The 25,595-nt window shown below is 70.5% G+C and carries 21 protein-coding genes; 14 read left to right on the forward strand and 7 right to left on the reverse strand.

What is annotated here, in order from left to right:
• Nucleotides 1–32 precede the first annotated feature (32 nt).
• The 3 genes from ABTW72_RS08805 (at nt 33) to ABTW72_RS08815 (ending at nt 3,364) form a co-directional block, all read left to right on the forward strand.
• Nucleotides 33–962, forward strand: coding sequence for an SDR family NAD(P)-dependent oxidoreductase (locus ABTW72_RS08805; RefSeq protein WP_350856070.1), 930 nt, complete (start codon nt 33–35; stop codon nt 960–962).
• Nucleotides 963–1,074: 112 nt separating this feature from the next.
• Nucleotides 1,075–2,079, forward strand: a complete 1,005-nt coding sequence (locus ABTW72_RS08810) for a serine hydrolase (protein ID WP_244166268.1) — start codon at nt 1,075–1,077, stop codon at nt 2,077–2,079.
• A gap of 124 nt (nt 2,080–2,203) precedes the next feature.
• On the forward strand, nt 2,204–3,364 hold the full coding sequence (locus ABTW72_RS08815) for an MBL fold metallo-hydrolase (RefSeq protein ID WP_350856073.1): 1,161 nt from the start codon (nt 2,204–2,206) through the stop codon (nt 3,362–3,364).
• A gap of 70 nt (nt 3,365–3,434) precedes the next feature.
• Here ABTW72_RS08815 and ABTW72_RS08820 read toward each other — a convergent pair whose 3' ends face one another.
• Nucleotides 3,435–4,946, reverse strand: coding sequence for a deoxyguanosinetriphosphate triphosphohydrolase family protein (locus ABTW72_RS08820; RefSeq protein ID WP_350856076.1), 1,512 nt, complete (start codon nt 4,944–4,946; stop codon nt 3,435–3,437).
• 154 nt (nt 4,947–5,100) lie between these two features.
• On the opposite strand from ABTW72_RS08820, the gene ABTW72_RS08825 reads away from it, so the two are divergent.
• From ABTW72_RS08825 to ABTW72_RS08835, 3 genes are all read left to right on the forward strand, one after another.
• Nucleotides 5,101–7,611 (forward strand): Tex family protein, encoded by a 2,511-nt coding sequence (locus tag ABTW72_RS08825; RefSeq protein ID WP_350856078.1) that lies wholly within the window; start codon nt 5,101–5,103, stop codon nt 7,609–7,611.
• Between the two features lie 308 nt (nt 7,612–7,919).
• Nucleotides 7,920–8,804 (forward strand): aminoglycoside phosphotransferase family protein, encoded by an 885-nt coding sequence (locus ABTW72_RS08830; protein ID WP_350856730.1) that lies wholly within the window; start codon nt 7,920–7,922, stop codon nt 8,802–8,804.
• 24 nt (nt 8,805–8,828) lie between these two features.
• Nucleotides 8,829–9,287 carry a hypothetical protein gene (locus tag ABTW72_RS08835; RefSeq protein ID WP_350856081.1) on the forward strand — a complete coding sequence of 153 codons (459 nt, stop codon included), beginning with the start codon at nt 8,829–8,831 and terminating at the stop codon, nt 9,285–9,287.
• Here ABTW72_RS08835 and ABTW72_RS08840 read toward each other — a convergent pair.
• Complete coding sequence (locus tag ABTW72_RS08840; protein WP_350856084.1) at nt 9,256–9,435, reverse strand: hypothetical protein; 180 nt, start codon at nt 9,433–9,435, stop codon at nt 9,256–9,258. The two genes, ABTW72_RS08835 and ABTW72_RS08840, sit on opposite strands and share 32 nt — an antisense overlap.
• A gap of 146 nt (nt 9,436–9,581) precedes the next feature.
• Here ABTW72_RS08840 and ABTW72_RS08845 point away from each other — a divergent pair, with 146 nt between their 5' ends.
• The 4 genes from ABTW72_RS08845 to ABTW72_RS08860 all read left to right on the forward strand — a co-directional run bounded on the left by ABTW72_RS08845 (nt 9,582) and on the right by ABTW72_RS08860 (nt 15,168).
• The gene (locus ABTW72_RS08845) at nt 9,582–10,619 is read left to right on the forward strand and encodes an MraY family glycosyltransferase (RefSeq protein WP_350856086.1); all 1,038 of its coding nucleotides are present in this window, start codon (nt 9,582–9,584) and stop codon (nt 10,617–10,619) included.
• Nucleotides 10,588–11,691 carry an NAD-dependent epimerase/dehydratase family protein gene (locus ABTW72_RS08850; RefSeq protein ID WP_350856089.1) on the forward strand — a complete coding sequence of 368 codons (1,104 nt, stop codon included), beginning with the start codon at nt 10,588–10,590 and terminating at the stop codon, nt 11,689–11,691. The genes ABTW72_RS08845 and ABTW72_RS08850 overlap by 32 nt, the downstream gene beginning before the upstream one ends.
• 100 nt (nt 11,692–11,791) lie before the next feature.
• Nucleotides 11,792–13,042, forward strand: coding sequence for a glycosyltransferase family 4 protein (locus tag ABTW72_RS08855; RefSeq protein WP_350856091.1), 1,251 nt, complete (start codon nt 11,792–11,794; stop codon nt 13,040–13,042).
• A 461-nt stretch (nt 13,043–13,503) separates the two neighbouring features.
• Entirely contained in the window at nt 13,504–15,168 is a 1,665-nt protein-coding gene (locus tag ABTW72_RS08860; RefSeq protein WP_502892175.1) for a polysaccharide biosynthesis protein, read from the forward strand.
• A 183-nt stretch (nt 15,169–15,351) separates the two neighbouring features.
• Here the strand turns inward: ABTW72_RS08860 and wecB are convergent, their stop codons facing one another.
• The 4 genes from wecB to ABTW72_RS08880 form a co-directional block, all read right to left on the reverse strand.
• Nucleotides 15,352–16,476, reverse strand: a complete 1,125-nt coding sequence (wecB, locus tag ABTW72_RS08865) for a non-hydrolyzing UDP-N-acetylglucosamine 2-epimerase (protein ID WP_350856097.1) — start codon at nt 16,474–16,476, stop codon at nt 15,352–15,354.
• Between the two features lie 37 nt (nt 16,477–16,513).
• The gene (locus ABTW72_RS08870; protein WP_350856100.1) at nt 16,514–17,641 is read right to left on the reverse strand and encodes a polysaccharide biosynthesis C-terminal domain-containing protein; all 1,128 of its coding nucleotides are present in this window, start codon (nt 17,639–17,641) and stop codon (nt 16,514–16,516) included.
• Complete coding sequence (locus ABTW72_RS08875; protein WP_350856103.1) at nt 17,635–18,675, reverse strand: SDR family NAD(P)-dependent oxidoreductase; 1,041 nt, start codon at nt 18,673–18,675, stop codon at nt 17,635–17,637. The genes ABTW72_RS08870 and ABTW72_RS08875 overlap by 7 nt, the downstream gene beginning before the upstream one ends.
• A gap of 130 nt (nt 18,676–18,805) precedes the next feature.
• Nucleotides 18,806–19,945, reverse strand: coding sequence for a glycosyltransferase family 4 protein (locus ABTW72_RS08880; protein ID WP_350856105.1), 1,140 nt, complete (start codon nt 19,943–19,945; stop codon nt 18,806–18,808).
• Between the two features lie 243 nt (nt 19,946–20,188).
• Here ABTW72_RS08880 and ABTW72_RS08885 point away from each other — a divergent pair, with 243 nt between their 5' ends.
• From ABTW72_RS08885 to ABTW72_RS08900, 4 genes are read left to right on the forward strand one after another with little or no spacing between them, the layout of a single operon-like run.
• Nucleotides 20,189–20,881: a NeuD/PglB/VioB family sugar acetyltransferase gene (locus ABTW72_RS08885; RefSeq protein ID WP_350856108.1), complete on the forward strand. Its 693-nt coding sequence runs from the start codon at nt 20,189–20,191 to the stop codon at nt 20,879–20,881.
• 35 nt (nt 20,882–20,916) lie between these two features.
• On the forward strand, nt 20,917–21,930 hold the full coding sequence (gene gmd / locus ABTW72_RS08890; RefSeq protein ID WP_350856111.1) for a GDP-mannose 4,6-dehydratase: 1,014 nt from the start codon (nt 20,917–20,919) through the stop codon (nt 21,928–21,930).
• Nucleotides 21,927–23,126: a glycosyltransferase gene (locus tag ABTW72_RS08895; protein WP_350856114.1), complete on the forward strand. Its 1,200-nt coding sequence runs from the start codon at nt 21,927–21,929 to the stop codon at nt 23,124–23,126. The genes gmd and ABTW72_RS08895 overlap by 4 nt, the downstream gene beginning before the upstream one ends.
• Nucleotides 23,123–24,253: a DegT/DnrJ/EryC1/StrS family aminotransferase gene (locus ABTW72_RS08900; RefSeq protein WP_350856117.1), complete on the forward strand. Its 1,131-nt coding sequence runs from the start codon at nt 23,123–23,125 to the stop codon at nt 24,251–24,253. The genes ABTW72_RS08895 and ABTW72_RS08900 overlap by 4 nt, the downstream gene beginning before the upstream one ends.
• Here ABTW72_RS08900 and ABTW72_RS08905 read toward each other — a convergent pair.
• Nucleotides 24,237–25,481 carry an MATE family efflux transporter gene (locus ABTW72_RS08905; protein WP_350856120.1) on the reverse strand — a complete coding sequence of 415 codons (1,245 nt, stop codon included), beginning with the start codon at nt 25,479–25,481 and terminating at the stop codon, nt 24,237–24,239. The genes ABTW72_RS08900 and ABTW72_RS08905 overlap by 17 nt on opposite strands.
• Nucleotides 25,482–25,595 lie beyond the last annotated feature (114 nt).

Consider the following 25,595-nt stretch of genomic DNA (forward strand, 5'->3'; position numbering starts at 1 on the left):
CGAGCCCCGCGGTCACGAATGCAGCCGGTGCCGTGAGCCGGGTGGTCGTGATCGTTGGCGCGAGCAGCGGGATCGGCCGGGCGACGGCCCGGGCGTTCGCCGGGCGCGGCGACCGCTTGGTCCTCGCCGCTCGCGCCACCACGACCCTGGCCGAGGTACGCGCGGAGTGCGCCGACGTCGACGTGCTGACCGTGCCGACCGACGTGACCCGGCCGGACGCGCTGGACGCGCTCGCGGGCGCCGCGATCGACCGCTTCGGCCGCATCGACGTGTGGGTGCACACGGCGGCGGTGATGGCCTACGGTCGCTTCGACGAGTTGCCGGAACGGGTCTTCGACCAGGTGGTACGGACCGATCTGCTCGGCGCGGCCGGCTCGCTGCGGGTGGCGCTGCGGCACTTCCGGGCCACCGGGGCCGGCACGGTGATCCTCACCGGTTCGGTGCTCGGACACATCACCGCGCCGTACATGAGCGCGTACGTGGCGAGCAAGTGGGGGTTGCAGGGTCTGGTCCGGACGGTGCAGCAGGAGTTGCGCGACAGCCCGGAGATCCGGCTGTGTCTGGTCAACCCGGGCAGCGTGGACACACCGGTGTACCAGCAGGCGGCCAACTATCTGGGTCGGATCGGGCGACCTCCGCCGCCGGTCGCCGGTCCACAGCGGGTGGCCCGGGCCATCGTGGACTGTGTGGACCGGCCCCGCCGGGAGGTGTCGGTGGGCCGGCTCAACGTGGTGCTGCGGGCCGGCTTCACCGTACTGCCGGGGGTCTACGACGCCCTCGTCGGTCCGTTGATGCGGGCGGCGGGCCTGAGTGGACGGCCGGTCGCCGCGCACGACGGCTCGGTCTTCGCCGCGAACCCGGCCGGCGAGGCGGTACGCGGCGGCCACCTGCCCGACCTGCGGCAACTCGTGTCCGGCCCGGTGGTTGCGGTGGGCGCCGCGCTGCGCCGACGATTCGGTTGACCTGTTCGGGACTGTTCGGGACATATTCGGGGGCATCGTGCATCGATCAACTCGCCTAGTGTGGTGGGCCAGCAAGCGCTCTGGCACACCACGATCGGGGAGACGATTGACAATGCGACTGAACCGCAGAACGGCACTCGGGTTGGGCACGGTGGCCACCGCCGGCACGGTGCTGGGCGCCGCCGCCCCGGCGAGCGCCGCCGAGACCACCGAGGCGTCGCCGACCACCCCCGCTCGGGCCGCCCGCCGGGTCGCCTCCGTCTTCACCAGGCACAGTGCCGAGGCCGGCGGCAACTGGCAGGCGTACGTCAGCGTCGCCGACCCGGCCGGTGCGCCGGTGGTCGCGGTCGAGGCTGACGCGGACCGGCGGATCGAGGCGTACAGCGTCAACAAGATCGCCGTCGCCACGGCGGTGCTCGACAAGGTCGACCGAGGGCTGCTCACCCTGGACCAGCAGGTCGAGGTGAGCGCGGCGATCGTCGTACCGGGCGGTGACGGCATCTTCAGCCTGGACGGCGCGTACCCGAGCCTGGTGACCATCGGGCACGTGCTGGCCAACCTGCTGACCGTCTCGGACGACACGGCGGTGCGGCTGTGCGGGCTGGTCGCCCCGGCCGCCGAGATCAACTCCATCCTGGTCGCGAAGGGCTTCCCGAACACCCAGGTCCAGCCGGTGGCCAACCCGAACCGGTTCTTCCTCGGCACCAGCACCCCCCGGGAGACGCACGACCTGCTGCGCGCCCTGGTCGCTGGCACGCTGCTCTCCCCCGCCTCGACGACGTACCTGCTGGGCATCCTGCGCTCCCCGGTGGCGTTCACCGACGGCATCCGGCGCACCATGTCCTCCGACGAGCGGGCCCGGATCGCCACCAAGGCCGGCTGGTACGCCGACGCCCGGCACGAGGCCGGCGTGATCTTCGACCGCTCCGGCGCGGCGGTGCTCACCTACGCCCTCTTCGCCGACGGGCAGGCCAACCCGGAGGACTTCGGCGCGACCCACCCGGCGGTGCAGGCCCGGGCCGCCATGGGCCCGAAGTTCCTGGCCGCGGTCGACCGGATCGCGGGCGTGGGCAGGACGTTCCGGATCACCGCCCGACGCCCCAGCAACGGCGGCTAGGACACCCGGCAAGTCCGTCCCGGGTCGGTCGCCGCTGTCGGCGACCGACCCGGCGTGGCGACCACCGAGGCACGGGTCGGTCCGGGTGACTACCGTGTAGGGCGGACACGTCGGAGGGACGGCAATGGCACGAGCGCAGAACACGGACGTCGAACGGTCGCTCGGGCGGCGAATGCGGGGCGCCGCCGGCCTGGCCGCGCTGGCCGGCCTGGCCTGGGTCGCCCGGGATGTGCCGGCGGCGCTGGGTGGCCGGCTCAGCGGGGCGCGGGCCGAACGGGCGGCCCGCTCGCCGCAGTTCCGCGAGGGCACCTTCCACAACCGTGCCGGCACCCGCACGATGATCGCCGAGCCGGGGCGCAACCTGGTCCGCGAGCTGATCTTCGGCAAGCAGAAGCGGCGTCCCACCGCTCCGGTTCCGCTGCTACGCCCCAGCGCGTCCGTGCCGCCGGGGCGCGCCGACGCGACGGACGCCACCGACGAGCTCAACATCGTCTGGTACGGCCACGCCTCGACCCTGATCGAGATCGAGGGCCGGCGGGTGCTGCTCGACCCGGTCTGGAGTGAGCGGTGCTCCCCCTCGGGCCTGGTCGGCCCGCGCCGGCTGCACGAGCCACCGGTGGGCATCGACGAGCTGCCCCCACTGGACGCCATCCTGATCTCGCACGACCACTACGACCATCTCGACATGGCCACCGTGCGGGCGCTGCTCGTCGGACAGTCCGCGCCGTTCCTGGTGCCGCTCGGCGTGGGCGCACACCTGGACCGCTGGGGCGTACCCGCCGAACGGATCATCGAGCTGGACTGGGCCGAGTCGCACCAGGTCGCCGGCTTGACGATCACCGCCACCGCAGCGCAGCACTTCTCCGGACGCGGGCTGCGCCGCGACGGCACGCTCTGGAGCTCGTGGGTGGTGGCCGGGGCGCGCCGCAAGGTCTTCTACACCGGCGACTCCGGCTACTTCGACGGGTACGCGGAGATCGGCGCCGAGCACGGGCCGTTCGACGTGACGCTGATGCAGATCGGCGCGTACGACCGGGCCTGGCCGACGATCCACATGTTCCCGGAGGAGGCGGTCAGCGCCCACCTCGACCTGCGCGGTGGGCTGTTCGTGCCGGTGCACTGGGCGACGTTCAACCTGGCCCTGCACGACTGGTCCGAACCGGTCGACCGGCTGTGGGCCGAGGCGAAGGCCCGCGACGTACGGCTCGCCGTGCCCCGGCCGGGCGAGCGGGTGGTGGTCGACGACCCGCCCGCCGTCGACGGCTGGTGGCAGGCCGTCGCCTGAGTCAGGCCAGGCAGGCGTCGCCTGACGTCGGGCCAGGCACGCCTGACGTCGGCCGTCGCCTGACGTCGGGTCAGAGCACGAACGCGTCGGTCCAGAGCGCGCCGGACCGGCCGGAGAGCGCGTCCAGCATGGCCACCGCCTGGCCGTCGGTGAGCTGGGCGACGAAGTCCACGATGGCTCGTCCCCGGGCACGACCGATCCGGTCCGGCGTACGCGGGTGCAGCTCCGCCTCGGCCAGCTCGACCAGGTCGTGCAGTCGGCGGGGCAGCCGGGACTCCTCCTCCGGGTCGAGCAGCCACTCCCAGAGCGCCTCGACCAGGGTGCCCAGCAGCCGGGCCTGGCCGCGCTGGTGCAGGGCGAGATCCGGACGGGCCAGCACGAAGCGGTGGTGGACGAACTTGAGCACCTGCACCTCGTGCCACTGCGCGCAGCCCAGCAGCACGTGCCCGGAGCGCACCGACGGCTGTTCGGTGACCGTGATCGCCTCGACGAAACGGGTGGACCAGCGGGCGGAGAAGCGGGCCACGTACTGCTCGGCCTCGATCGAGCCGTCGAACGGCATCGCGAGCAGCCCGTCCACCAACTCCTCGCGGACGTGCTCGACGGCGGCGGCGAACGCGTCGTCGTCGGCGATCCAGGCGTCCTTGCGGTGCAGTTGCCGACGTAGCCGCTCGATCGCCGCCCCGGGTCGCCGGGCGGCCGTGGCCAGCGCCGCGTCGGTGATCGCCCGCAGCTGCCCGCTCTCGCGCTGCCAGGCCATCAACTCCGCGGAGACCGAACCCTGCTGGAGCACCCCGACCCGGTAGAAGTCCTCCACGTCGTGGATGGCGTACGCGATGTCGTCGGCGGTGTCCATCACCGACGCCTCCACGGTCTGCTGCCAGTCCGGGATGCGACCGGCGAACGGCGCCCGGGCCTGCCGCAGGTCGTCCAGCTCGGTCCGGTACGCGCCGAACTTCGACGAGCCGCTCTCCGGGTCGTCCGGCGGCGGGGTGGCGCCACGCGGCGGCGGGTCCATGGTGCGCGGGTGCGGGTCGGGGTGGTCCAGGCGGGTCCACGGGTACTTCAGCATGGCCGCGCGGACCGCCGCGGTCAGGTCCAACCCGGTGGTGGCCGCGCCGCGGATCTCGGTGCTGGTGACGATGCGGTACGACTGCGCGTTGCCCTCGAAACCGTCGGAGAGGCCGAGACGCTGGCGGGCCAGCCGGTCCAGCACCCGCTCCCCGAGGTGCCCGAACGGTGGGTGGCCGAGGTCGTGGGCGAGCGCTGCCGCCTCCACCACGTCGGGGTCGCAGCCGCCGAGCTTGTCCAGCAGGTCACGCCACCGGTCGTCGGCGCTCAACCGTTCAGCGACCGCCCGGGCCACCTGGGCGACCTTCAGGCTGTGGGTGAGCCGGTTGTGCACCAGCAATCCGGAGCCGACCGGGCTGATCACCTGGGTGACACCACCCAGGCGGGCGAAGAACGGCGAGCCGACGATCCGGTCCCGGTCGGCACGGAACGGGTTGGCCGTGAGGTCGCCGAGGGCTCGGGCGCTGCCGCCGAAGAGCCGCCGGGCGCGCGGCTCCGCAGCAGATTCCATGATCGCCACGCTAGCGCAGGCCAGACGGGACCGCCGCCGGTCACCCCGGCCGGGCGCGGTGGTTCGGTTCCCCGCCCCGGCCGGGCGCGGCGACAGCGCCAGGGCCCGCCCGGCAGAATGCAGGCGTACCCACTCCCGAAGGCGGATCGAGATCGTGACCCAGTCTGTTCATCAGCGGATCGCCGACGAGCTCGGCGTGGCCGAGCGTCAGGTGCGGGCGGCCGTGGAGCTGCTCGACGGCGGCGCCACAGTGCCGTTCATCGCCCGCTACCGCAAGGAGGCCACCGGCCTGCTCGACGACACCCAGCTGCGCACCCTGGAGGAGCGACTGCGCTACCTGCGCGAGCTGGACGAGCGGCGGGCCGCGGTGCTGGAGTCGATCCGCGGCCAGGGCAAGTTGGACGAGGCCCTGGAAGCGCAGATCATGGCCGCCGACTCGAAGTCCCGGCTGGAGGACATCTACCTCCCGTACAAGCCGAAGCGGCGGACCCGTGCGCAGATCGCCCGCGAGGCCGGGTTGGCGCCGTTGGCCGAGACGCTGCTGGCCGACCCGGGTCAGGACCCACGGGCCACCGCCGCCGGGTTCGTCGATGAGGAGAAGGGCGTCGCCGACGCCGCCGCCGCGCTGGAGGGCGCCCGGGCCATCCTCATCGAGACCTTCGCGGAGGACGCCGACCTGATCGGCACTCTGCGCGAGCAGATGTGGTCGCGGGGCCGGCTGGTTTCCCGGGTACGCGAGGGCCAGGAGGCGGCCGGCGCGAAGTTCGCCGACTACTTCGACTTCTCCGAGCCGTACCCGAAGCTGCCCTCGCACCGGATCCTCGCGATGTTCCGGGGCGAGAAGGAGGGCGTGCTCGACCTGACCATGGAGTCGGAGGAGGCGGGCGAGGCGGACGCCGTACCGACCGGCCCGACCCGGTACGAGGCGGCCATCGCCGGCCGGTTCGGGGTGTCCGACGCGGGCCGCCCGGCCGACCGTTGGCTGACCGACACGGTCCGCTGGGCGTGGCGTACCCGGATCCTCATCCATCTCGGCGCGGACCTGCGGATGCGGTTGTGGCAGGCGGCCGAGGAGGAGGCCGTCCGGGTCTTCGCCACCAACCTGCGGGACCTGCTGCTCGCCGCGCCGGCCGGCACCCGGCCCACGATGGGCCTGGACCCGGGCCTGCGGACGGGCGTGAAGGTGGCAGTTGTGGACGCCACCGGCAAGGTGGTCGCGACCGACACCATCTATCCGCACGAGCCGCGCCGGCAGTGGGACGCGTCGGTGGAGACGCTCGCCCGGCTGGCCGGGGCGCACGGGGTGGAGCTGATCGCGATCGGCAACGGCACCGCCTCCCGTGAGACCGACAAGCTCGCCGGTGATCTGATCGCCCGGCATCCGCAGCTCAACCTGACCAAGGTGATGGTCTCCGAGGCCGGCGCGTCGGTCTACTCCGCCTCGGCGTACGCCTCGCAGGAGCTGCCCGGGATGGACGTGTCCCTGCGCGGCGCGGTCTCCATCGCCCGCCGCCTCCAGGACCCCCTCGCGGAGCTGGTCAAGATCGACCCGCGTTCGATCGGCGTCGGCCAGTACCAGCACGACCTGTCCGAGGTGAAGCTGTCCCGGTCGCTGGACGCGGTGGTGGAGGACTGCGTCAACGCGGTCGGGGTGGACGTCAACACCGCCTCCGCGCCGCTGCTGACCCGGGTCTCCGGGATCGGCGCCGGCCTGGCCGAGAACATCGTGCTGCACCGGGACGCCAACGGGCCGTTCCGTACGCGTACCGAGCTGAAGAAGGTGGCCCGGCTCGGGCCGAAGGCGTTCGAGCAGTGCGCCGGCTTCCTGCGCATCCCCGGCGGCGACGATCCGCTGGACTCCTCCAGCGTGCACCCCGAGGCGTACCCGGTGGTGCGTCGCATCCTCTCCACCACCGGGCAGGACCTGCGCTCGGTGATCGGCAAGAGCGGCATCCTGCGCGGGCTGCGGGCCACCGACTTCGTCGACGACCGGTTCGGCCTCCCTACCGTCACCGACATCCTGGCCGAGCTGGAGAAGCCGGGCCGGGACCCCCGCCCGGAGTTCCGCACCGCCACCTTCGTCGAGGGGGTGGAGAAGATCAGCGACCTGACCACGGGGATGGTGCTGGAGGGCGTGGTCACCAACGTGGCCGCGTTCGGCGCCTTCGTCGACGTCGGGGTGCACCAGGACGGTCTGGTGCACGTCTCGGCGATGTCCCGGACCTTCGTGAAGGACCCTCGCGAGGTGGTGAAGTCCGGCGACGTGGTCAAGGTCCGGGTGCTCGACGTGGACGTCCCCCGCAAGCGGATCTCGCTGACCCTGCGCCTGGACGACGAGCCCGCTGCCGGCGGCGGCGGTCGGACGAGTCAGGAGGGGCGTGGCGGCCCGGCGCAGCGCGCGCCGCAGGGTGGTCGCGGCGGCGGACAGCCCGACGGCCGTGGCGGACAGGGCGGTCGCGGGGGCGGGCAGCAGGGCGGTCGCGGTGCCGGGCAGCAGGGCGGCCGTGGCGGACAGGGCGGTCGTAGCGGCGGACAGGGCGGTCGTAGCGGCGGACAGGGCGGTGGCGGCGGGCAGCAGGGCGGCCGTGGCGGGCAGCGGCAGGGCGCACCGGCGCCGGCCAACGACGCGATGGCGGAAGCCCTACGCCGCGCCGGATTGGCCTGACCCGTTCAGCACGTCAACCCCGCCCCGTCCCGTCGATCATGGAGTTGTGGTGGGCGACAAATCGCCTGAATAACACCAAGGCAGGCACCACAACTCCATGATCGACGAAGCCGCGCCGCCCTTCTCCGCCGATCTTGCAATTACTGTCCCGACATAAGCGGCAATCCGCCTGTCTCGACGACCGAACCTGCAAGATCGGCGCGGGTGCCCGCCCCCTGGCCGGGACAACCACGGGGGCGGCCGGCGCCGGTGGCGGGGAAAATCTGCTCGCGCCGCCGCAGCGTCGGGGCGATGATCTCGCGGTGAGGATGCACGCCGACCAGGTGGACGTGAGCGTGGACGTGGTTTCCGCGCTCGTGGCCGAGCAGTTTCCGCGGTGGCGGGGCCTGCCGGTCCGGCCGCTCCCCTCGACCGGCACGGTGAACGCCCTGTTCCGGCTGGGCCGGGACATCGTGCTGCGGTTTCCGCTGCTCCCCTCGACCGATCCCGAGCTGCGCGCCGAGCTGCGCCGCGAGCAGGAGCACGCCGTGCTGCTCGGCGGGCACCTGCCGGTCGCGGTGCCCGAACCGCTCGGCCTCGGCGAGCCGGGCGACGGCTACCCCGGGCCGTGGACGGCGTACCAGTTCATTCCGGGGGAGACGGCCCACCCCGACCGGATCGCCGACCTCGACGTCTTCGCGCGGGACCTGGCCGGCGTGGTGACGGCTCTGCGCGGCATCGACACCGGCGGGCGGATCTGGTCCGGGAACGGGCGCGGCGGGCGGCTGGCCGCTGAGGACGCCGGCGTGCGGGCCGCGCTCGCGGTCAGCGGCGCGCTCACCGACACCACCGCGCTCAGCCAGGTGTGGCAGCGGTGTCGGGACGCACCCCGCGACGACGCCGCCGACGTGTGGATCCACGGCGACCTGATGCCGGGCAACCTGCTGGTCCGCGACGGTCGGCTGGCCGCCGTCATCGATCTGGGCGCAGTCGGCGTGGGCGACCCGGCGGTGGACCTGATGCCGGCGTGGAACCTGTTCGACGCGGGTTCCCGGGAGACGTACCGGCGGGTGTTGGGCGTGGACGACGCGGCCTGGGAGCGGGGGCGCGGCTGGGCCCTGGAACAGGCGATCAACGCGCTGCCGTACTACGTCGAGACCAACCCGGTGATGGCCGGCATCGCCCGGCACACGCTGCGGGCCGTGCTCGTCTGAGTCGGCTCGCGTACCGTCGGCGTCGTGGGTGAGCGGAACGCCCGGGAGTGGCGGGATCAGCAGCGGCAGGCGGTGCGGGCGCACGCCGACGCGGACGCGCGGCGGCGTGCCGCCGAGCACGCGGAGGCGGCGGAGCTGGTGGCCTGGTTCGTGGCCGAGGCGACCCGGCGAGGGCTGCCCACCACCCGGCTGGTCGCCCGGGGATACGACGGGCGTGGGCGCTACCGGACCGGGCTGACCGGCTGGTACGTCGACCGTGCCGAAACCCGGGCGGTGGATGTGGCCGGCCGGTTCCACCTGCTGACCGTGCCGGGCGGCATACGGGCTCGACTGTTCGGCGTCGACCCGCAACCCAGCCCGGCGCCGTTGGTCGTCGGAGCGGGGGGTCGCGACGGTGAGTCGATCCCGCTGCGGACGCTGCTCAACCGGCTGTTGGGCGACGGGCCCGGCTCTACCACCAGGTCTGCTGCACCACGAGGGTGAGCAGGTCGGCCGCCTCGTCCCACACTCGGTAGGCGGCCACCGTCACGTCCGCCGCCGCAGGCAGGGTGGCCAACGGGGTCAGCGCCCATACCGGGCTGCCGGACGTCTTCGACGGCAACGTGAGCAGTTTCAGCTGCCTGCTCCACACCGAATACCGGGAACGGTCGTTTACTCATAGTAGCGACCTTCTATCATCGATTCATCCCTATATAACCGGTTCAACCCAAAGGCACAAGTGGTGAATCTCGTACACATTAAAGAGGATCCTCACTTCTTTTCAGCAGGAACCACGCCATGCTGAGTGTTCCGCTCGCTGGCGGAATCGTGCTCACACTCGTCGTCGGCACCCTGCTGCAGCCACTGATCCTTCGCCTGCTGAGAGCGGCCGCGGTTCTCGACATACCGTCGGAGCGCTCCTCGCACAGCACACCGATCCCGCGCGGCGGTGGTGTGGGGGTCGCCGCGGCGGCTGGGCTCGCACTTCTCCTGAACGAGCACGCACGATCCATCGCCGTACCGCTGCTCTTCTTCGCGGCGATCGGGCTCCTGGAAGACCTCCGGGGTGTCCCGATCCGCAGCCGACTGCTTCTGCAGTTGCTCGCCGGCGTGGGCACGGCCCTGGTCCTGGTGCCCGGTGGGCAGGCGTTGTACGTCCACGTGCTTCTGGTTCTCGCCCTGGCGGCCTGGCTGACCTCGTATGTGAACGCCTTCAACTTCATGGACGGCATCAACGGCATCTCGGCCGTGCAGGCGATCCTCGGCGGAGTGGTGTACGCCGTGCTCGGAGTGCTCACGGACCTCCCGCTGCTGACCGCGGCCGGCAGTCTGATCGCCGCCGCATCCCTGACATTCCTCCCCTGGAACGCCTGGGTCGCGAAGGTCTTTCTCGGTGACGTCGGGTCGTACGCCCTCGGCGGCGCGCTCGCCACGATCGCCGCGTACGCCGTCGTTCGCGGCACCCCGCCGGAGGCAGCCGTGGCGCCACTCGCCCTTTATCTCGCCGACACGGGCTGGACGCTCCTGTGCCGTATCCGGAACGGCGAGGCCTGGTATCGCCCGCACCGCCACCACGCCTACCAACGGCTGACCGACGGCGGATGGTCACACCAGCGGGTCACCGTGGCGACGGCCGTCGTCGGGGCGGCCGTGGCCGGCTGCCTGGTTGCCGCGTCCTTCAGCGGGCCGATCACCCGCGCCGCACTGGACGCCACGGCTCTCGCGATCCTCGCCGCCTATCTCGCTGCCCCGGGGTGGCTCGCCGCCCAGCGACGACAGCCCTCGTCGGAAGGAAGGACGATCCATGCCAGAACTGTCAGCTCAACGAGCCGGTGACCTCGCCGGCCGGCCGGGGAGCCGGCCGATCGACAAGGTCGCGGTGCTCGGCAGCAGCGGCTTCGTCGGTCGAGCGGTCGTCGCCGAGTTGGGCAACAGAGGCGTCGAGGTCCAGCCCGTCGCCGCGCCGCGCTTGTCGTGGCCGCTCACTCACGCTCTTCGTGCCGATTCCGTGCCGGCAGATCTCTACGAGGATGTCGTCGACGCACTCGCCGCACAGCTCGACGGCGCCCAGACCGTGATCAACACGGCCGGACTACCGAACGGGTCCGCCCCGGACAGCGCGGAGTTGTACGGCGGAAACACCCTGCTACCCACCCTGGTCGCCCGAGCCAGCGCTCTGGTCAACGCCAGGCGACTGGTCCACGTCAGTTCCGCGGCAGCGCAGGGGCAGATGGCGCTCGACGAGACAGCACGGACGATGCCATTCTCGCCGTACTCGCGTTCCAAGGCGATCGGTGAACGCCTGCTGCGACGCGAGGACTGCATCGAGACTGTCATCTACCGGTCGACCTGGGTGCACGACGTGGATCGGCCGAACACCCGCGCCCTCATCCGGCTCGCACAGTCGCGCGCGAGCTGCGTCGCCGGCGACGGCACCGCACCAACGCCCCAGGTCCTCATCGACGATGTCGCCGCGGCGATCACCCATCTCGGGCTCGTCGACGGATCAGTACCGCCCATCGTTCTTCAGCCCTACAACGGCATGACGACCGGGCTCCTGCTCCGCCTTCTCGGTGGTCGCGAGCCACTGCACCTGCCACCACGGGTGGCGCGCTACGCGACGCGCTGCCTCACCGCGTACGGGCGGACGAGTCTGAACGCCAACGCGCATGCCCGTCGCGTGGAGATGCTCCTGTTCGGCAAGCGACAGGTGCCGGGCTGGCTCGCCGACCAAGGGCTGGCGCCGCAACTGCGCCCCGAGGCATGGGAGCGACTGAGAACCGCCGGGACCGGGCCGACACCGGCCTCGCCACCGGGCGCCGAGGCCCTCGCGCGACCGAGAACAGGTGACTCGCAACAGCACGACACCAGCGGAGCGGCCGGGGCAAACCGGTACCTGACGAAGTAGCTCCGCCCCCAACAGGAAGGTTCTCCATGACTCTCGCCCCCGTGTCGGGCTCGGCTGGCCTGATTGGTTCCTTGGCTGCTCCGGCTGCGGTGACACCGCGGTGAGAATCGGGATCATCACGCAGTGGTACGACCCGGAGGGTGGCTCTGCCGTTGTGCCGGGGATCATCAGTCGGTCGCTCGTCGCACTTGGGCACGAGGTGCACGTGCTTACCGGCTTCCCGAACTATCCGTCCGGCCGACTGTCTCCGGGGTACCGGATCCGTCCGTACCGGTTCGAGAAAATGAACGGAGTCTCGGTGCACCGGGTGCCGCTGGTGCCCAGCCACGACCGGTCAGCAGTCCGACGGGCTGCCAACTATCTCAGCTTCGCGGCCTCGGCGGCGGCCCGGTTGGACCTGCTCCGCAAGGTCGACGTGTGGCTGGTCTACTCCTCGCCGGCGACTGTGGCGCTGCCCGCGATGATGGCCCGTTGGCTGCACGGACGCCCGTACGTGATCCTCATGGAGGATCTCTGGCCGGACACCCTGGCGGAGAGCGACTACGTCCGCCCTGGCCGTCGCACCGACCTGATAATCCGGTTGCTCGCACGGTTCTGCGACTCGGCGCATCGAAACGCATCGTCGGTGGCCGTCATCGCGCCGGGCATGGCCGACATCCTGAACAGCCGCGGAGTCCCGCGAGACAAACTGTCGGTCGTCTACAACTGGGTCGACGAGCGGGTCTTCCGGCCGAGAACACCAGATCCGCAGATGGCGGCCTCCCTCGGGCTGGAGGGCTTCGTCGTCATGTACGCGGGGAGCATGGGGAACCTCCAAGGGCTCGATGTCGCCGTCGACGCACTGGAATACCTCGCCGACATCCCGGACCTGACGCTCGTGTTCGCGGGCAGCGGCGTGGAAGAGCGGCGGCTACGCGAATCGGCCGCACGGTACGCACCCGGCCGGGTGGTCTTCCTCGGCCAGCAGCCGATCGAGCGGATGGTCGAGCTGATGCCACTGGGGGATGTCCAGTTGATCTCCTTGCGCGACCAGCCCTTCCTCCGCTCGATCATGCCCAGCAAGGTGCAGAGCACCCTCGCGTGCGGCCGTCCCATCGTCGCCGCCCTGGCGGGTGACGCGGCCCGGCTCGTCGACGAGTCCGGCGCCGGATTCGTCGCTCCCCCCGGCGACCCTTACGCCCTGGCCGACGCGATCCGTCGGATGTACGAGTTGGGCGCCGAGAAACGTGAAGAGCTGGGCCGCAGCGGCCGGCAGTTCTACCTGGAACGACTCTCGGAACGGGTCGGCAGCGTTGCCCTCGCCAGGCACCTGGAGAAGGCGGTTCGGAACCACGTCCCGGCCGATCGGTGACCACCGCGCCGACGGCGCCGCCGAACCCGGCAGCTCACCCGGCGGCACCGGTGGACGAAACCGGACGGCGGCGGCTCTGACCGTGACAGCGGCCAGGCTCACTGGGCGGCCAACAGGATAGCCGGACCTTCGGCTCAGATAACCCGAAAACGGCCAACAGCGCCGCTTCGCCCTGTAACAAGGACAAGGAGCGCAAAGCTCCTTCTGCCGGGCGGCGGAAGTAGTCGGAAGACGGGACAGGGAGCCAGTACATGCCCCAGGACACGGAGCACACGGAGCGGCTGGACCAGCGGACGCGACGAGCCAGGGCTCGCCGCCGGGCCATCGGATTTCTCGCAGCCGACACCACCGCCTGGGTCGGCGGCTCAGTCGCGGCCGCTTGGACCCGGTCCGAGTTTCAGCTTCCTCCCGGCCAATTCGGCCGAGCCGCAGCGGTCGGAACGGCCGCGGCGGTCATACACGTGGCAGTGGCGGCGTTGCGCCGGCTCTACTCCGGACGACACCCGCTCGGCAGCCTGCAGGAGGTCCAGGGCCTCGCCGGCACCACCATCACCACGGCTGGGATCGTGCTGCTCGGCCTGCTGCCGTCCGGCGAGCGACCGGTTCCGGCAAGCACCCCTCTGGTCGGCGGCGCGCTCGCCCTGCTGTTCATGCTCGGCGCCCGGTTCGCGTACCGGCACCGCCGCGACCTCGCCATGCGGCCGGATGTCCGGTCGTCGACGCCGGTGCTGCTGTTCGGAATGGGAGATGCCGGCCAGGGGCTGCTCCGGGCCATGCTCAGCGACCCGCGCGGTCGGTACCTACCGGTCGGCGCGCTGGACGACGACCCGGACAAGCGCGACCTGCGCATCGGCCGGGTCCGCGTGCTGGGTGGACGGAACGATGTCGCCACCTCGGTCCGGCGAACCGGTGCCACCGCCGTCATCTTCTCGGTCGCCAACGCGGACGCCGCGCTGATCCGCCAGATCCGCGGAGCCACCCTTGATGCCGGCGCCGTGTTCAAGGTGCTGCCCCCGGTGCGGGACCTGGTCGACCACCGGATCACCGTCACCGACGTCCGGGACGTGCAGATCGACGACCTGCTCGGCCGCCGTCAGGTGGTCGGTGACCTGCCGCTGAGCACCAACAGCCTGACCGGGCGGCGGATCCTCGTCACCGGCGCCGGCGGGTCCATCGGTTCCGAACTCTGCCGTCAGGTGATGAAGGCCAACCCGGGTGAGCTGATGATGCTGGACCGGGACGAGTCGGCACTGCACAGCCTCCAGATGTCGCTCGTCGGTCGGGCCATGTTGGACGGCCCCGAGCTGATCCTCGCCGACCTGCGGGACGACGAGGGCATTCGGCGGATCATCCGGGAGCGCCGACCGGAGATCATCTTCCACGCGGCGGCGCTCAAGCACCTGACCCTGCTGCAACGGCACCCGGGCGAGGCGGTCAAGACGAACGTCTGGGGCACCCTGTCGGTGCTGGACGCCTGCCAGGATGTGGCGAAGTTCGTCAACATCTCCACCGACAAGGCGGCCAACCCGATCAGCGTCCTCGGCTACTCGAAACGGATCACCGAGCGACTGACCGCACACGCCGCGTCCCGGTTCCCGGGGACCTTCCTCAGCGTCCGGTTCGGCAATGTGCTGAGCAGCCGCGGCTCGGTGGTGACCGCGTTCCAACGGCAGATCGAGGACGGAAGGCCGCTGACCGTCACCCACCCCGACGTCACCCGCTACCTGATGACCGTCCAGGAGGCCGTCCACCTGGTGCTCCAGGCCGCCGAGATCGGGCAGGACGGCGAGGCACTGGTGCTCGACATGGGTGAGCCGGTCCGTATCACCGACCTGGCGCGACAGATGGCCGACCAGGCGTCCAGTTCCGTTCCGATCGTCTACACCGGCCTTCGCCCCGGCGAGAAGCTGCACGAAGACCTCCTCGGCACCGGTGAGGTGGACACCCGGCCGTTCCATCCGCTGGTGTCGCACGTGGCCGTCCCGGCGCTCGACCCGATCGAGGTCAGCGGGCTCGACCCGTACGACGACACGGCGAAGATCGTCGAGCATCTCGCGCTGCTCTGCGCCCAGCCGGTCGGTCCGATGGCGAAGGGTCCGCTGGGCGTACCCCTGCAGTCGCACTGACCGACCCCGCCGCAACGACGGCGGTGCACGGGGTGACGCCGCGGCGGCGTCACCCCGTTCCGTTGGCTGAAGGGTGCCCCGCGGTCACCGCACCCCGTGCGCGCGGGCCGGGAGCAGGCGTACCGACACCAGGGCTGGCGACCACAGGTTCGTGGTTGCCAGCCCTGGTGTCGGTGCTGCTGGTCAGCGGCGGATGCCCGCCCAGTCGTGGTGTCGGCGCACGGTGGAGAGGATGAAGTCGACCACTCGCCGGGAGGTGTCGGGCACCTGGTAGTCGACCGGGCAGGGCACCCCCTCCGCGGCGACCTGCGCCACCGTCACCTCGACGGCCTCGACCACGCCCTGCGGGTCCAGGCCGGTCATGATGATGCCGCCAGCGTCGAGCGCCTCGGGGCGTTCGATCGACTCGCGCAGCGTCACCGCGGGGAAGCCGAGGATGGCGGCCTCCTCGCTGATCGTGCCGCTGTCCGAGAGGGTGCAGTAGGCCCTGGTCTGGAGATGTACGTAGTCGAGCAGCCCGAACGGGTCGTGGAAGGCGATGCCGTCGAGTCCGGTGGCGTCCGGGGCCAGCTCCTCCAGCCGCTTACGGGTGCGCGGGTGGGTGGAGACCAGCACCGGGAAGCCCCACCGGTCGCGAACCGCCACCAGGCAGTCCAGCAGCCGCTGGAGCCGGTCGGGGCGATCCACGTTCTCCTCCCGGTGCGCGCTGACGAGGAAGTAGCGGCCCTGGGCGAGTTCCAGTTGACTCAGGATGGTCGAGCTGGCGATCGGCGTCCGGTAGTGCTCCAACACCTCCCGCATCGGCGAGCCGGTGTGCAGGATCCGGCGCGGGTGCAGCCCCTCGGCGAGCAGGTTGCGCCGGGCGTGTTCGGTGTAGACGAGGTTGAAGTCGGCCACATGGTCGACCAGCCGCCGGTTGGTCTCCTCCGGCACGTTCAGGTCGAAGCACCGGTTGCCGGCCTCCATGTGGTAGACCGGCACCCGCATCCGGCGGGCCATCAGTGCGGCGATGCAGCTGTTGGTGTCACCGAGCACCAGCAGCGCGTCCGGCCGCACCTCGGCGATCGCCGCCTCCATGCCGACAAGCACCCCGCCGAGGACCCGGCCCAGTGATGAGGTGTCGACGCGGAGGAACCGATCCGGCTCCCGCAGGCGCAACTCCTTGAAGAACACGTCGGACAGGGCGCTGTCCCAGTTCTGCCCGGTGTGCACCAGCGTGTGATCCACCGTGTCGTCGAGTCGAGCGATCACCCGGGAGAGCCTGATGATCTCGGGTCGGGTGCCGACCACCGTCATGATCCGGGTCATGCCCGTCCTCTCTCTGCTGTCACGTGAGCGGTCGACCTCACGCGCTGACCGTCAGTGGCGCCGGCCCGGCCGGCTCCACCGTCTCGGCCCAGGTGTCCGGCCGGTCCGGGTCGAAGAGCTCGTTGGTCCAGAACATCGTCACCAGTTCGTCCGCACCGGTGTTCACCAGCTTGTGCGCCCACATGGTGGGCATGTCGATGAGGGCTGGCTCGGCGCCGCTCACCGGAAACCGCAGCACCTCGGAGTCGCCGACCCGGCGCAGGCTGATCTCGGCCGAGCCGCGCAGCACCACGAACCGTTCCACCTTCGCCAGGTGGAAGTGTTCTCCCCGGGTGATCCCCGGACGGGTGGTGGAGCAGAACGTCTGCCCCGCCCCGCCGTGCGCCTTCACCGTCTCGACCAGTTCGCCACGGGCATCGGCCCGCCGGGGCAGTGTGATCGGGTAGTGCGCCGGGAAGCAGTGCGACCGGTACGTGTTGAACAGCCGTACGTCGTGCCGGTTCAGCAGGGACGGGATCTCCCCGGTCCGGTACGTCGCGGCCATCCCGGTGAGCCGGTCCGCGAGAGCCTGGACGCCGACGCGCAGCGCCGGCATGGCCGGATCCCACGATCCACCGTCTGGCGCCCCGATGAGACGCGCCGCGGCGTCGGTGACGTGCACCAGGCTCAGCTCGCGATCGGCGTGCACCTCGGGCCACCCACCCTCGGCGAGCAGTCGGCAGAAGGTCGCCACCGCCGAGTTGTAGTAGGGCCGGCCGTGCTCGCCGTACAGGTTCGGCAGCAACACGTCGTCGAGGTCGACGCCGGTGTCCGCCAGCACCCGGGCGGCAGCGGCCTTGGCATCGCCGTACGGTGTGCCGTTGCCGGACTGCACCGAATTGGCGTAGACGACCCGCGCCGGCGGGTCCGCGCAGTGCTTGAGGCCATCGGCGAGCTGGGTGGCGAGCTGGATGTTGCCGGCGGCGACCTCGGCCGGCTCTCCACGGTTGACGCCGGCCAGGTGCAGCAGACAGTCGTGGCCGGCGATCTTCGCCGCGGTCACGCCGGGGTCGACCAGATCGGCGCGGCTGAGCACGGTCGGCTCCGGCCAGCCGAGCACGCGTAGCAGTACCCGGACGTGCCAGCCGAGAAAGCCGCCGCCACCCGTGACGGCGAGCCTCAGCACGCCAACACCGGGTCCCGCAGGGCCAGCTCCGCCCGCACCTCGGGCAGCGTCTTCAGCAACTCGACAATCTCGGGTACGCCGAGCTGCGGCGCGTTCGACGAGTTGAAGTCCTCGGTCAGCCCGTCGCCGACTTCTCCCTCGGAGACGTAGAGCGCGTAGTTGAGGTCGCGACCGTCCAGCGGCACCCGGAGAAAGTCCCCGAAGTCCTCGGCTTGAACGAGTTCCTCCCGACTGGCCAGCGTCTCGGCCTGCTTCTCGCCGTGCCGTACGCCGATCACGTCGAGCTTGGCGGGCACGTCGAAGAGCTGACACACCGCCTCGGCCAGGTCGCCGACGGTGCAGGCCGCGGCCTTCCGAATGAAGATGTCACCGGTCCGGGCGTGCTGGAACGCATGCTCGACAAGCTCGACGGAGTCGGCCAACGACATGACGAACCGGGTCATTCCCGGGTCGGTCACGGTGGGCGCCCGGCCTGCCTTGATCTGCTCGATGAAGAGCGGGATCACCGAACCACGCGAGTACATGACATTGCCGTACCGCACGCAGGAGACCGTGGTGGCGCTGTTCGGGTTGTTCCGGGCGTGCGCCTGGACGACCTTCTCCATCATCGCCTTGCTCATGCCCATCGCGTTCACCGGGTAGACGGCCTTGTCGGTGCTGAGGACCACCACCGAGCCGACACCGTTACGCTCGGCGGCCTCGACGACATTGCTGCTGCCCAGCACGTTCGTCCGTACCGCCTCAAGTGGGAAGAACTCACACGACGGCACCTGCTTGAGCGCGGCCGCGTGGAAGATGTAGTCGATACCCCGGCTGGCCTTGAGCACCGAGTCGTAGTCCCGGATGTCCCCGACGTGGTAGCGGACCCGCTCGTCGCCGAGCAGCCGACGCATCGCGTCCTGCTTGGCCTCGTCCCGGCTGAGCACCCGCACCTCGCCGACGCCGCGGGCGAGGAGCCGACGAACCATGGTCTGGCCGAAGGAACCCGTACCGCCGGTGATGAGCACGCGGCGTCCGGCTACTGGGTTGGTCACGGAAGCTCCTCTTCGTCGGTCAGAATCGCGCGCGCCCGGAGACAGTCGGACGCTCACACGTCGAGCAACGAGCGAAGGATCGGCCAGACACGTCGAGTTGGGATAAATCGGATGTCTTGCCAGAGCTCTGTCATCGCTGATGTGCGAGTTCGCTCATCAGGTCCAGGATGGTCACCCTGGACGAGTCGGCGCGCCACGACCGGTAGGCGTCAGCCGCCGCGATCCTGGCGGTGCGTCGCTGTTCGGGAGTGAGGCCGGCCCACCGCTCGATCTCCGCCGCCCAGGCGCTGGCCGTGAACTCCGGGATCACCGCCCCTCCCCCATCACGCAGAACGGAGTTCCACGGTGTCCGGTCGGAGCAGAGCACCGGGCAGGAGCCCGCGAGGCTCTCCGCGATGACGTGGCCGAAGTTCTCCCCGAGGGTCGGCAGGACCAACGCGTCGTGGTCCGCGAACACGCCCACCACGGCCGACGGTGCGACGCTCCCGTGGTATTCCGCCCGGACATTGGGCGGGAGCGCGGCCAACAGCGCCTCGCAACGGCGCCAGTAGGCCGCGTCCTCTATCGGGCCGTACACGTCCAGCACCACCGGTTGCCGTACCAACGTCAGGGCCTCCACCGCGAGGGCAAGGTTCTTCATCGCGGCGATCCGTCCCACGAACACCAGCCGCAGCGGTCCCGGTGTGGCGGAGGAGAGAGCAGGCACCGGGGCCGGCTCGGGCGGCAGCGCCGTCTGGTTCGCGTTGATCCGGACCGTCGCCCAGGGGAAAATCATGCGGATGTCCGCGGCTTCCCTCTCCGTCGAGGCGTGAAACTCGACGGAGAGGCTGCGGAGTACCCGTCTCCAGCCCTTGACGAACAGGCGCTTACGGCCGGCCTTCAAGGACAGCGCGCCGGGCGAGCATTCACCCCGCGGAGCGACCATCACCCGTTCCGTCCGCAGAAGGCCAAGTCGGGTGGCGAGGACCGGTACCAGCGACATCGGCGCCCACAGGCTGTTGACGTAGAGCAGGTCAAAACGCGTCGCCCGCAACTCTCGCCATAGGCGGTACCACTGCCGGGGCTGCCTCCTCGGGAGGTAGAAGATCCTGGCCCGGCCGCGATCCACCCACTGACCAGACAAACCCGGGTACGCCTCGGTCGCGCCCATGTCGCGATCTCGGGTAACCAGAATCGGGGCCACCCCTGGCGAGGCGGCGTCGAGAATATGGGCCACGGACCGGACCGGGCCACCACCCCGAAAACCGGGCTCAAAGAAGGTGGAGGTCACCAGGACACGGAACAGTGCCGGTTCCGGGAGAATCGCCCGACCACCCTGGGTCGGACGGGGAATCAGGCGGTTCTCTCGCACCAGGAACCTCCCACGTCCAGCGCATCGGTGAACGATTCTGCAAACGATCGCCCGCCCCCGCGGTTACCGATTTCGCGAGTTTTACCCGCTGAGAGATTCGTCTCTGCCACGCCAAACGTGAAAGACGCGGTGGCGTTATCGCGCCACCGGTATAACCGTGCCATGACCACCGTCGAGGCCGCTCGCGTTCCCGCCCCCGATCGGCCGACGTCCGTCGGGCCGGCGTTGGTCGTACTGGGCACGTCGGGGCACGCCCGGGAAATTGCCTGGATCGGGGAGTCGGCAGGCTACCCACTGCTGGGTTGCCTGGGGCCACCCCTGGCCACGGCGGCGGCGCGTCTGCCGGCCCCCTGGCTCGGCGAGGACGACTGGCTCGACAGCGCCGACCCCTCGGTGCGTTACCTCATCGGCGTTGGCGACGGTTCGGTACGGGCGCGGATCGACAGACGGGCCGGCCGCAACGGCCGCCGCGCCGGGTCGTTGGTCTCTCCGGCAGCGACCGTCGGGGCGCGGTGCTCGCTGGGTGATGGCAGCATCCTGTGGCCCGGCGCGATCCTGACCACCGACGTCCGACTCGGTCGACACGTGCATGTCGGTACCGGCGCGACGGTGAGTCACGATACCGAGATCGGTGATTTCGCCACACTCCTGCCAGGGTGCCGGATAGCCGGCAACAGCCGCATCGGCCGAGGCGCGACCATCGCCGCAGGAGCAACCGTCATCGACAACATTTCGATCGGAAAAAACGTGCTGGTAGGCGCTGGCGCAGTGGTTGTCCGCGACGTTCCTGAGAACGTCGTGGTGGTGGGTGTTCCCGCACGGATTCTGCGGTCGGACCGCCCCGCAGTGCACTGATCGAAGAAAATTCTCATCTTTCGGAAAGGCGCGGCATGAGTCGAGTCGCACTGATCACCGGCATCACCGGGCAGGACGGCAGCTATTTGTCGGAACTCCTCCTCGACAAGGGCTACACGGTGCACGGACTGAAGCGCCGTTCGTCCAGCTTCAACACCGAGCGCATCGACCGGATCGATGTTCACCCACGTAACCCTGAGGCGCGCCTCTTCCTGCACTACAGCGATCTGGCGGACGCGGGTTCGCTGGTCGCCCTGCTGCGTGACATTCAGCCCGACGAGATCTACAACCTTGGCGCGCAGAGTCACGTGCGAGTCTCCTTCGACATCCCGAGCTACACGGCTGACGTCACCGGGATGGGCGCGCTGCGGCTGCTCGAAGCGGCACGGCTGGCCGGCGTGAGCAGCCGCTTCTATCAGGCGTCCTCCTCCGAGATGTTCGGATCGACCCCGCCTCCGCAGCGCGAGGAGACTCCGTTCCACCCACGCAGCCCATATGCCTGCGCGAAGGTCTTCGCCTACTGGGCGGCCGTGAACTACCGGGAGTCCTACGGGATGCACTGCTCCAACGGCATCCTGTTCAACCACGAGAGCCCTCGTCGGGGCGAGAACTTCGTGACCCGGAAGATCAGCCGGGCGGTCGCGCGGATCGAGGCCGGAATTCAGGACAAGCTCTACCTGGGCAATCTCGACGCGGTCCGTGACTGGGGGTACGCACCGGAGTACATGGAGGCGGTCTGGCTCACCCTTCAGCAGGACGAGCCGGGCGACTTCGTGGTGGCGACCGGCGAGGGACACACCGTGCGTGAGTTCGTCGAGGCGGCCTTCGCGCACATCGGACTGGACTGCGACAGGTACGTCGTCACGGACCCGGCCTACTTTCGCCCCGCCGAGGTGGACGCGCTGATCGGCGACTACAGCAAGGCCCGCCGCCAACTCGGGTGGGCCCCCAAGACCCATTTCACCGATCTGGTGCGGATCATGGTGGACGCCGACAGGCAGTTGCTCGAGGACGAGCGAACGGGCCGGCTGGTCCGGGTTGACCGGTGAGAATCGGCGTCGATGCCACCTCGGTGCGGCCGGGACATTCGGCTGGGATCGAGGCGTTCACATACGGTCTGCTCAACGGCCTGACCGATGGTCCGCATGAGCTGATCGTCCACGTCCTCAATGGCACCGGCGACGAGTGGCGCCAGCGAGTCCCGTCGGCACGGATCGGGTGGTCCGAGGTCCGTACGCCTCTGCGCACGGACAACCGCATCGGCCGTCTGCTGCGGCGGCACGCCCCACGCAGTGCGGTGACGTCGGTAGCTCTACGTCGTACCGTCAACCTCGTCCGTCAGTGGAACCGCTCGCCGGCGGCGGGGGTTGACGTCACGGTCTACCCATTCGCGGCCGTACCGGTGCACGCGGAACCGTCGGTCATCGTGCTACACGACCTGCGTCATCTCCAGCCGGGCCTCGGCTCCCCTGGCTTCGCGGAGGTCATCCGGCGCAACGTCGCCGCAGCGGCCGCCGTGGTGGTGTCCTGGCCGCACCCCTACGAGCAGGCGATGCGGGCGTTTCCTGAGGCACGCGACAAGATCGCGCTGATTCCACTGCCTGCCTTCCATGCCGCGCGGAAGCTACCACCGACCGAACCTGAGCCGGGTCTGCTGGTGTTTCCGTCGTCGACCGCGCCGCTGAAGAACCACGCCACGCTGCTGGAGGCGATGGCATTGCTTCCGGAGTGCCGAGTCGTGTGCCCCGGTCCTCTGGTGGAACCTGAGGCCAGCCGGCTGCTCGCTCGCGCCGCCCGCGCCGACCTGCGAGGGCGGGTTTCCTTCCCGGGCTTCGTGAGCACCGAGGAGCTTGCGTCGCTCTATGCCCGTGCCTCGGCGGTGGTCGTGCCCTCCCTCTGGGAGGCGGCCAGCGGGGCCATGCTGGAGGCGTTCAGCTGGGGGCTCCCCGTCGCCTGCGCCGATTCGGAGCCTCTGTTGGCCCAGCTCGAATTTACCGGGGCCGATGCAGCCGTCTTCGCGGCGCAGGACCCGGCCGCACTGGCGGCAGCCGTCCGGCGGTTGCTACAGGAGCGGCAGCACTACGCACGCGCGTCCCGGGCAGCTGGGGAACTACTGGCGGCCCGCACGTGGCGGGACACCGCTGTCGACTACGTCGCCGTGCTGGACTGGGTGCGGTCCGGTCGGACCGGGCCGATGCCTCGGTCGTCGTTCGCCCAGACGCTGCTATCGGGGGGAAACCGTTGAGTACGCAGGATCGCTATCCGGTTGCCCGGCCCTACCTGTCGGACCTTGAGGAGCGGTACCTGGTTGACGCGTACCGGAGCGGCTGGATCTCCTCGCAGGGCCCATATCTGCAGAAGTTCGAGGAACAGTTTGCGGCCAGGTGCGGTGCGGCGGCCGCCGTGGCCACCGGCAACGGCACTGTGGCGCTTCATCTCGTGCTCGCAGCCGCTGGGATTGGTCCCGGCGACGAGGTGATTGTTCCGGCTCTCACCTACGTGGCCACCGCGAACGCGGTGACCTACTGCGGCGCTCGGCCGATCTTCGTCGATGTGTCGCCGCAGTCGTGGTGCATCGACGTGGAACAGGTAGCGGCCTCGATAGGCCCCCGTACCCGTGCCGTCATCGCCGTCGACCTGTACGGCCACCCGGCGGACTACGCCGCTCTTCGGCCGCTGTGCGAGCGGCACGGACTGCTCCTGGTCGCTGACGCCGCCGAGTCGTTCGGCGCTACCCTGAACGGCCGTCCCACTGGCGATCTGGGCAACGCCACGACCTTCTCGTTCTTCGGCAACAAGGTGATCACCGCTGGTGAGGGCGGTTGCGTGACCACCTCCGACGTGGCGCTGGCCGAGCGGATGCGGCTGCTACGGAACCAGGGCATGGACCCACACAGGCGCTACTTCTTCCCCGTCGTCGGTTTCAACTATCGGCTCACGAACCTGGCTGCGGCGCTACTCTGCGCCCAGCTCGAACGCGCCGACGAGATCATCGGCCGGCGTGACGCGGTCGTCGCCACGTACGAGCGCGAGCTGACCGACTCGCCACTGCTCTTCCCTCAGCCGGTCGTGCCCGGGGTGCGACGAGCACCATGGATGGCGTCGTTCCTCGTCGGCCCTCCTGGTACGGCCGGCCAACGCGACGAACTCGCCCGAGCGCTGGACATGCTCGGCGTCGAGACACGACCGTTCTTCGTTCCCATCCCGGACCTGCCGCCGTACGCGCACGCCGCCGGTGACCACCCCGTCACTGCCGACCTGTCTCGGCGGGGGATCAACCTGCCGACATACGCCGAACTCACGGACGTGGACCTCAAGGTCATCGTGGATCGGGTACGCACAGGGCTCGCCGGGATCACCGGCCACCGCTGACCCTGGAAGCGGAGAGTGTGGACCTACTTCCACCGGCGCCCGAATCGGGTGTCGGCAAACCGCCCGGTTGGCTGTCCGCGACGGTCCGGCCACCGGTCTTCTGCAGGTAGCTGATCCACCACGCCGCGGCACTGATCAGCCCCATGAGCGCCAGGGCGACCGCGGCGCCGACCGCCCCCCACACCACGGCACCGGCCACCACCATCGGGATTCTGAGCACGCCGAGGACACCGCCGAGGAGCAGCGCCCGCCGTGCGGCGCCTTGAACCCGGTGCCCCGCGAACCCCACCATGGCCACCCCGCTGAGAAGAACCTCGAGCGCCAGCAGCCACAACAGCGGCTGCGCGTGCCGCCAGTTGTCGCCGAGGACCGACTCCCCCACATGGTCGGGCAGCAGCAGGACGAACAGGCAGGCCGGCGCGGTGGCGAGCAGCAGAACCACAGTTACCCGCACGGCTGCGCGCCGTCGTGCAGGCCCCGCCGCCATCCGGACACGGGCGAGGTGAGGAATGACCAGAGAGGATGCACTTCCCACCAGGAGCGTCGCCGGGCCGAGTACGGTTCGTCCCGCGCTCAACGCGCCCACGACGGCCATACCTACTGTCACGCCCAACGCCGTCAGGGCGAGTTGTGCCGATCCGGCGGTGAGCAGGAACTGGAGGCCGTAGCTGACAGCCGCGCGGCTGCCGGTGCGGTCGAGGAGCCACCCCGGCCTGATCTTGTGACCGTGCAGGAGGGCGGTGGCGTAGCCGAGTAGAGCGCCGGCGCCCGCCCAGAGGCCGAAGACGCCTGACGGACCCACCACCCCGGTGAGGCCCAGCAGGGCAGCGAGCGCGGTCAGCGCAGTCCAGATCACCTCTCGCAGGCAGGGGGGGCGCGGCCGTCCCACGCCCACGCCGATGTTTCTCGCGTAGTCGTGCAGCAACAGGCCGGGCAGAGCGATGGCGACAAGGATCAGGTAGCTGGAGCGGTCGGCGATCCCACCGGCGAGGAATGGAACGGCGCACCCGACGCCGACAGCGGCTACCCGGCGGGTGCCCGCCGCAACCGTGGGACGGTTGGCCCGCTGCACCGCCGCCTCGGCAAGGACGGCCTCGGTGACCACCGTCCGGGACAGCCCGGTGACGAGTACGTAGAGGGAGAAGGCCAAGGCGAAACGGCCGAGGTCGTCGATGGGCGCAAGCCGTACGACGGTCAGCGACAGGAGCAGATTTCCCAGGCTCGACACGGCGGTCGTCAGGACTGCCCACGGGGCACGCGCGCCGACAGACCCCCGGACGAGGGCACGGAGGCGGCTCGGCCGCCCATGGTGTCGGTGTGCGGTCGCACCGATTGGGCGGGT

This window comes from Micromonospora sp. NPDC127501 (genome assembly GCF_040302185.1).
Classification (GTDB): Bacteria; Actinomycetota; Actinomycetes; order Mycobacteriales; family Micromonosporaceae; genus Micromonospora.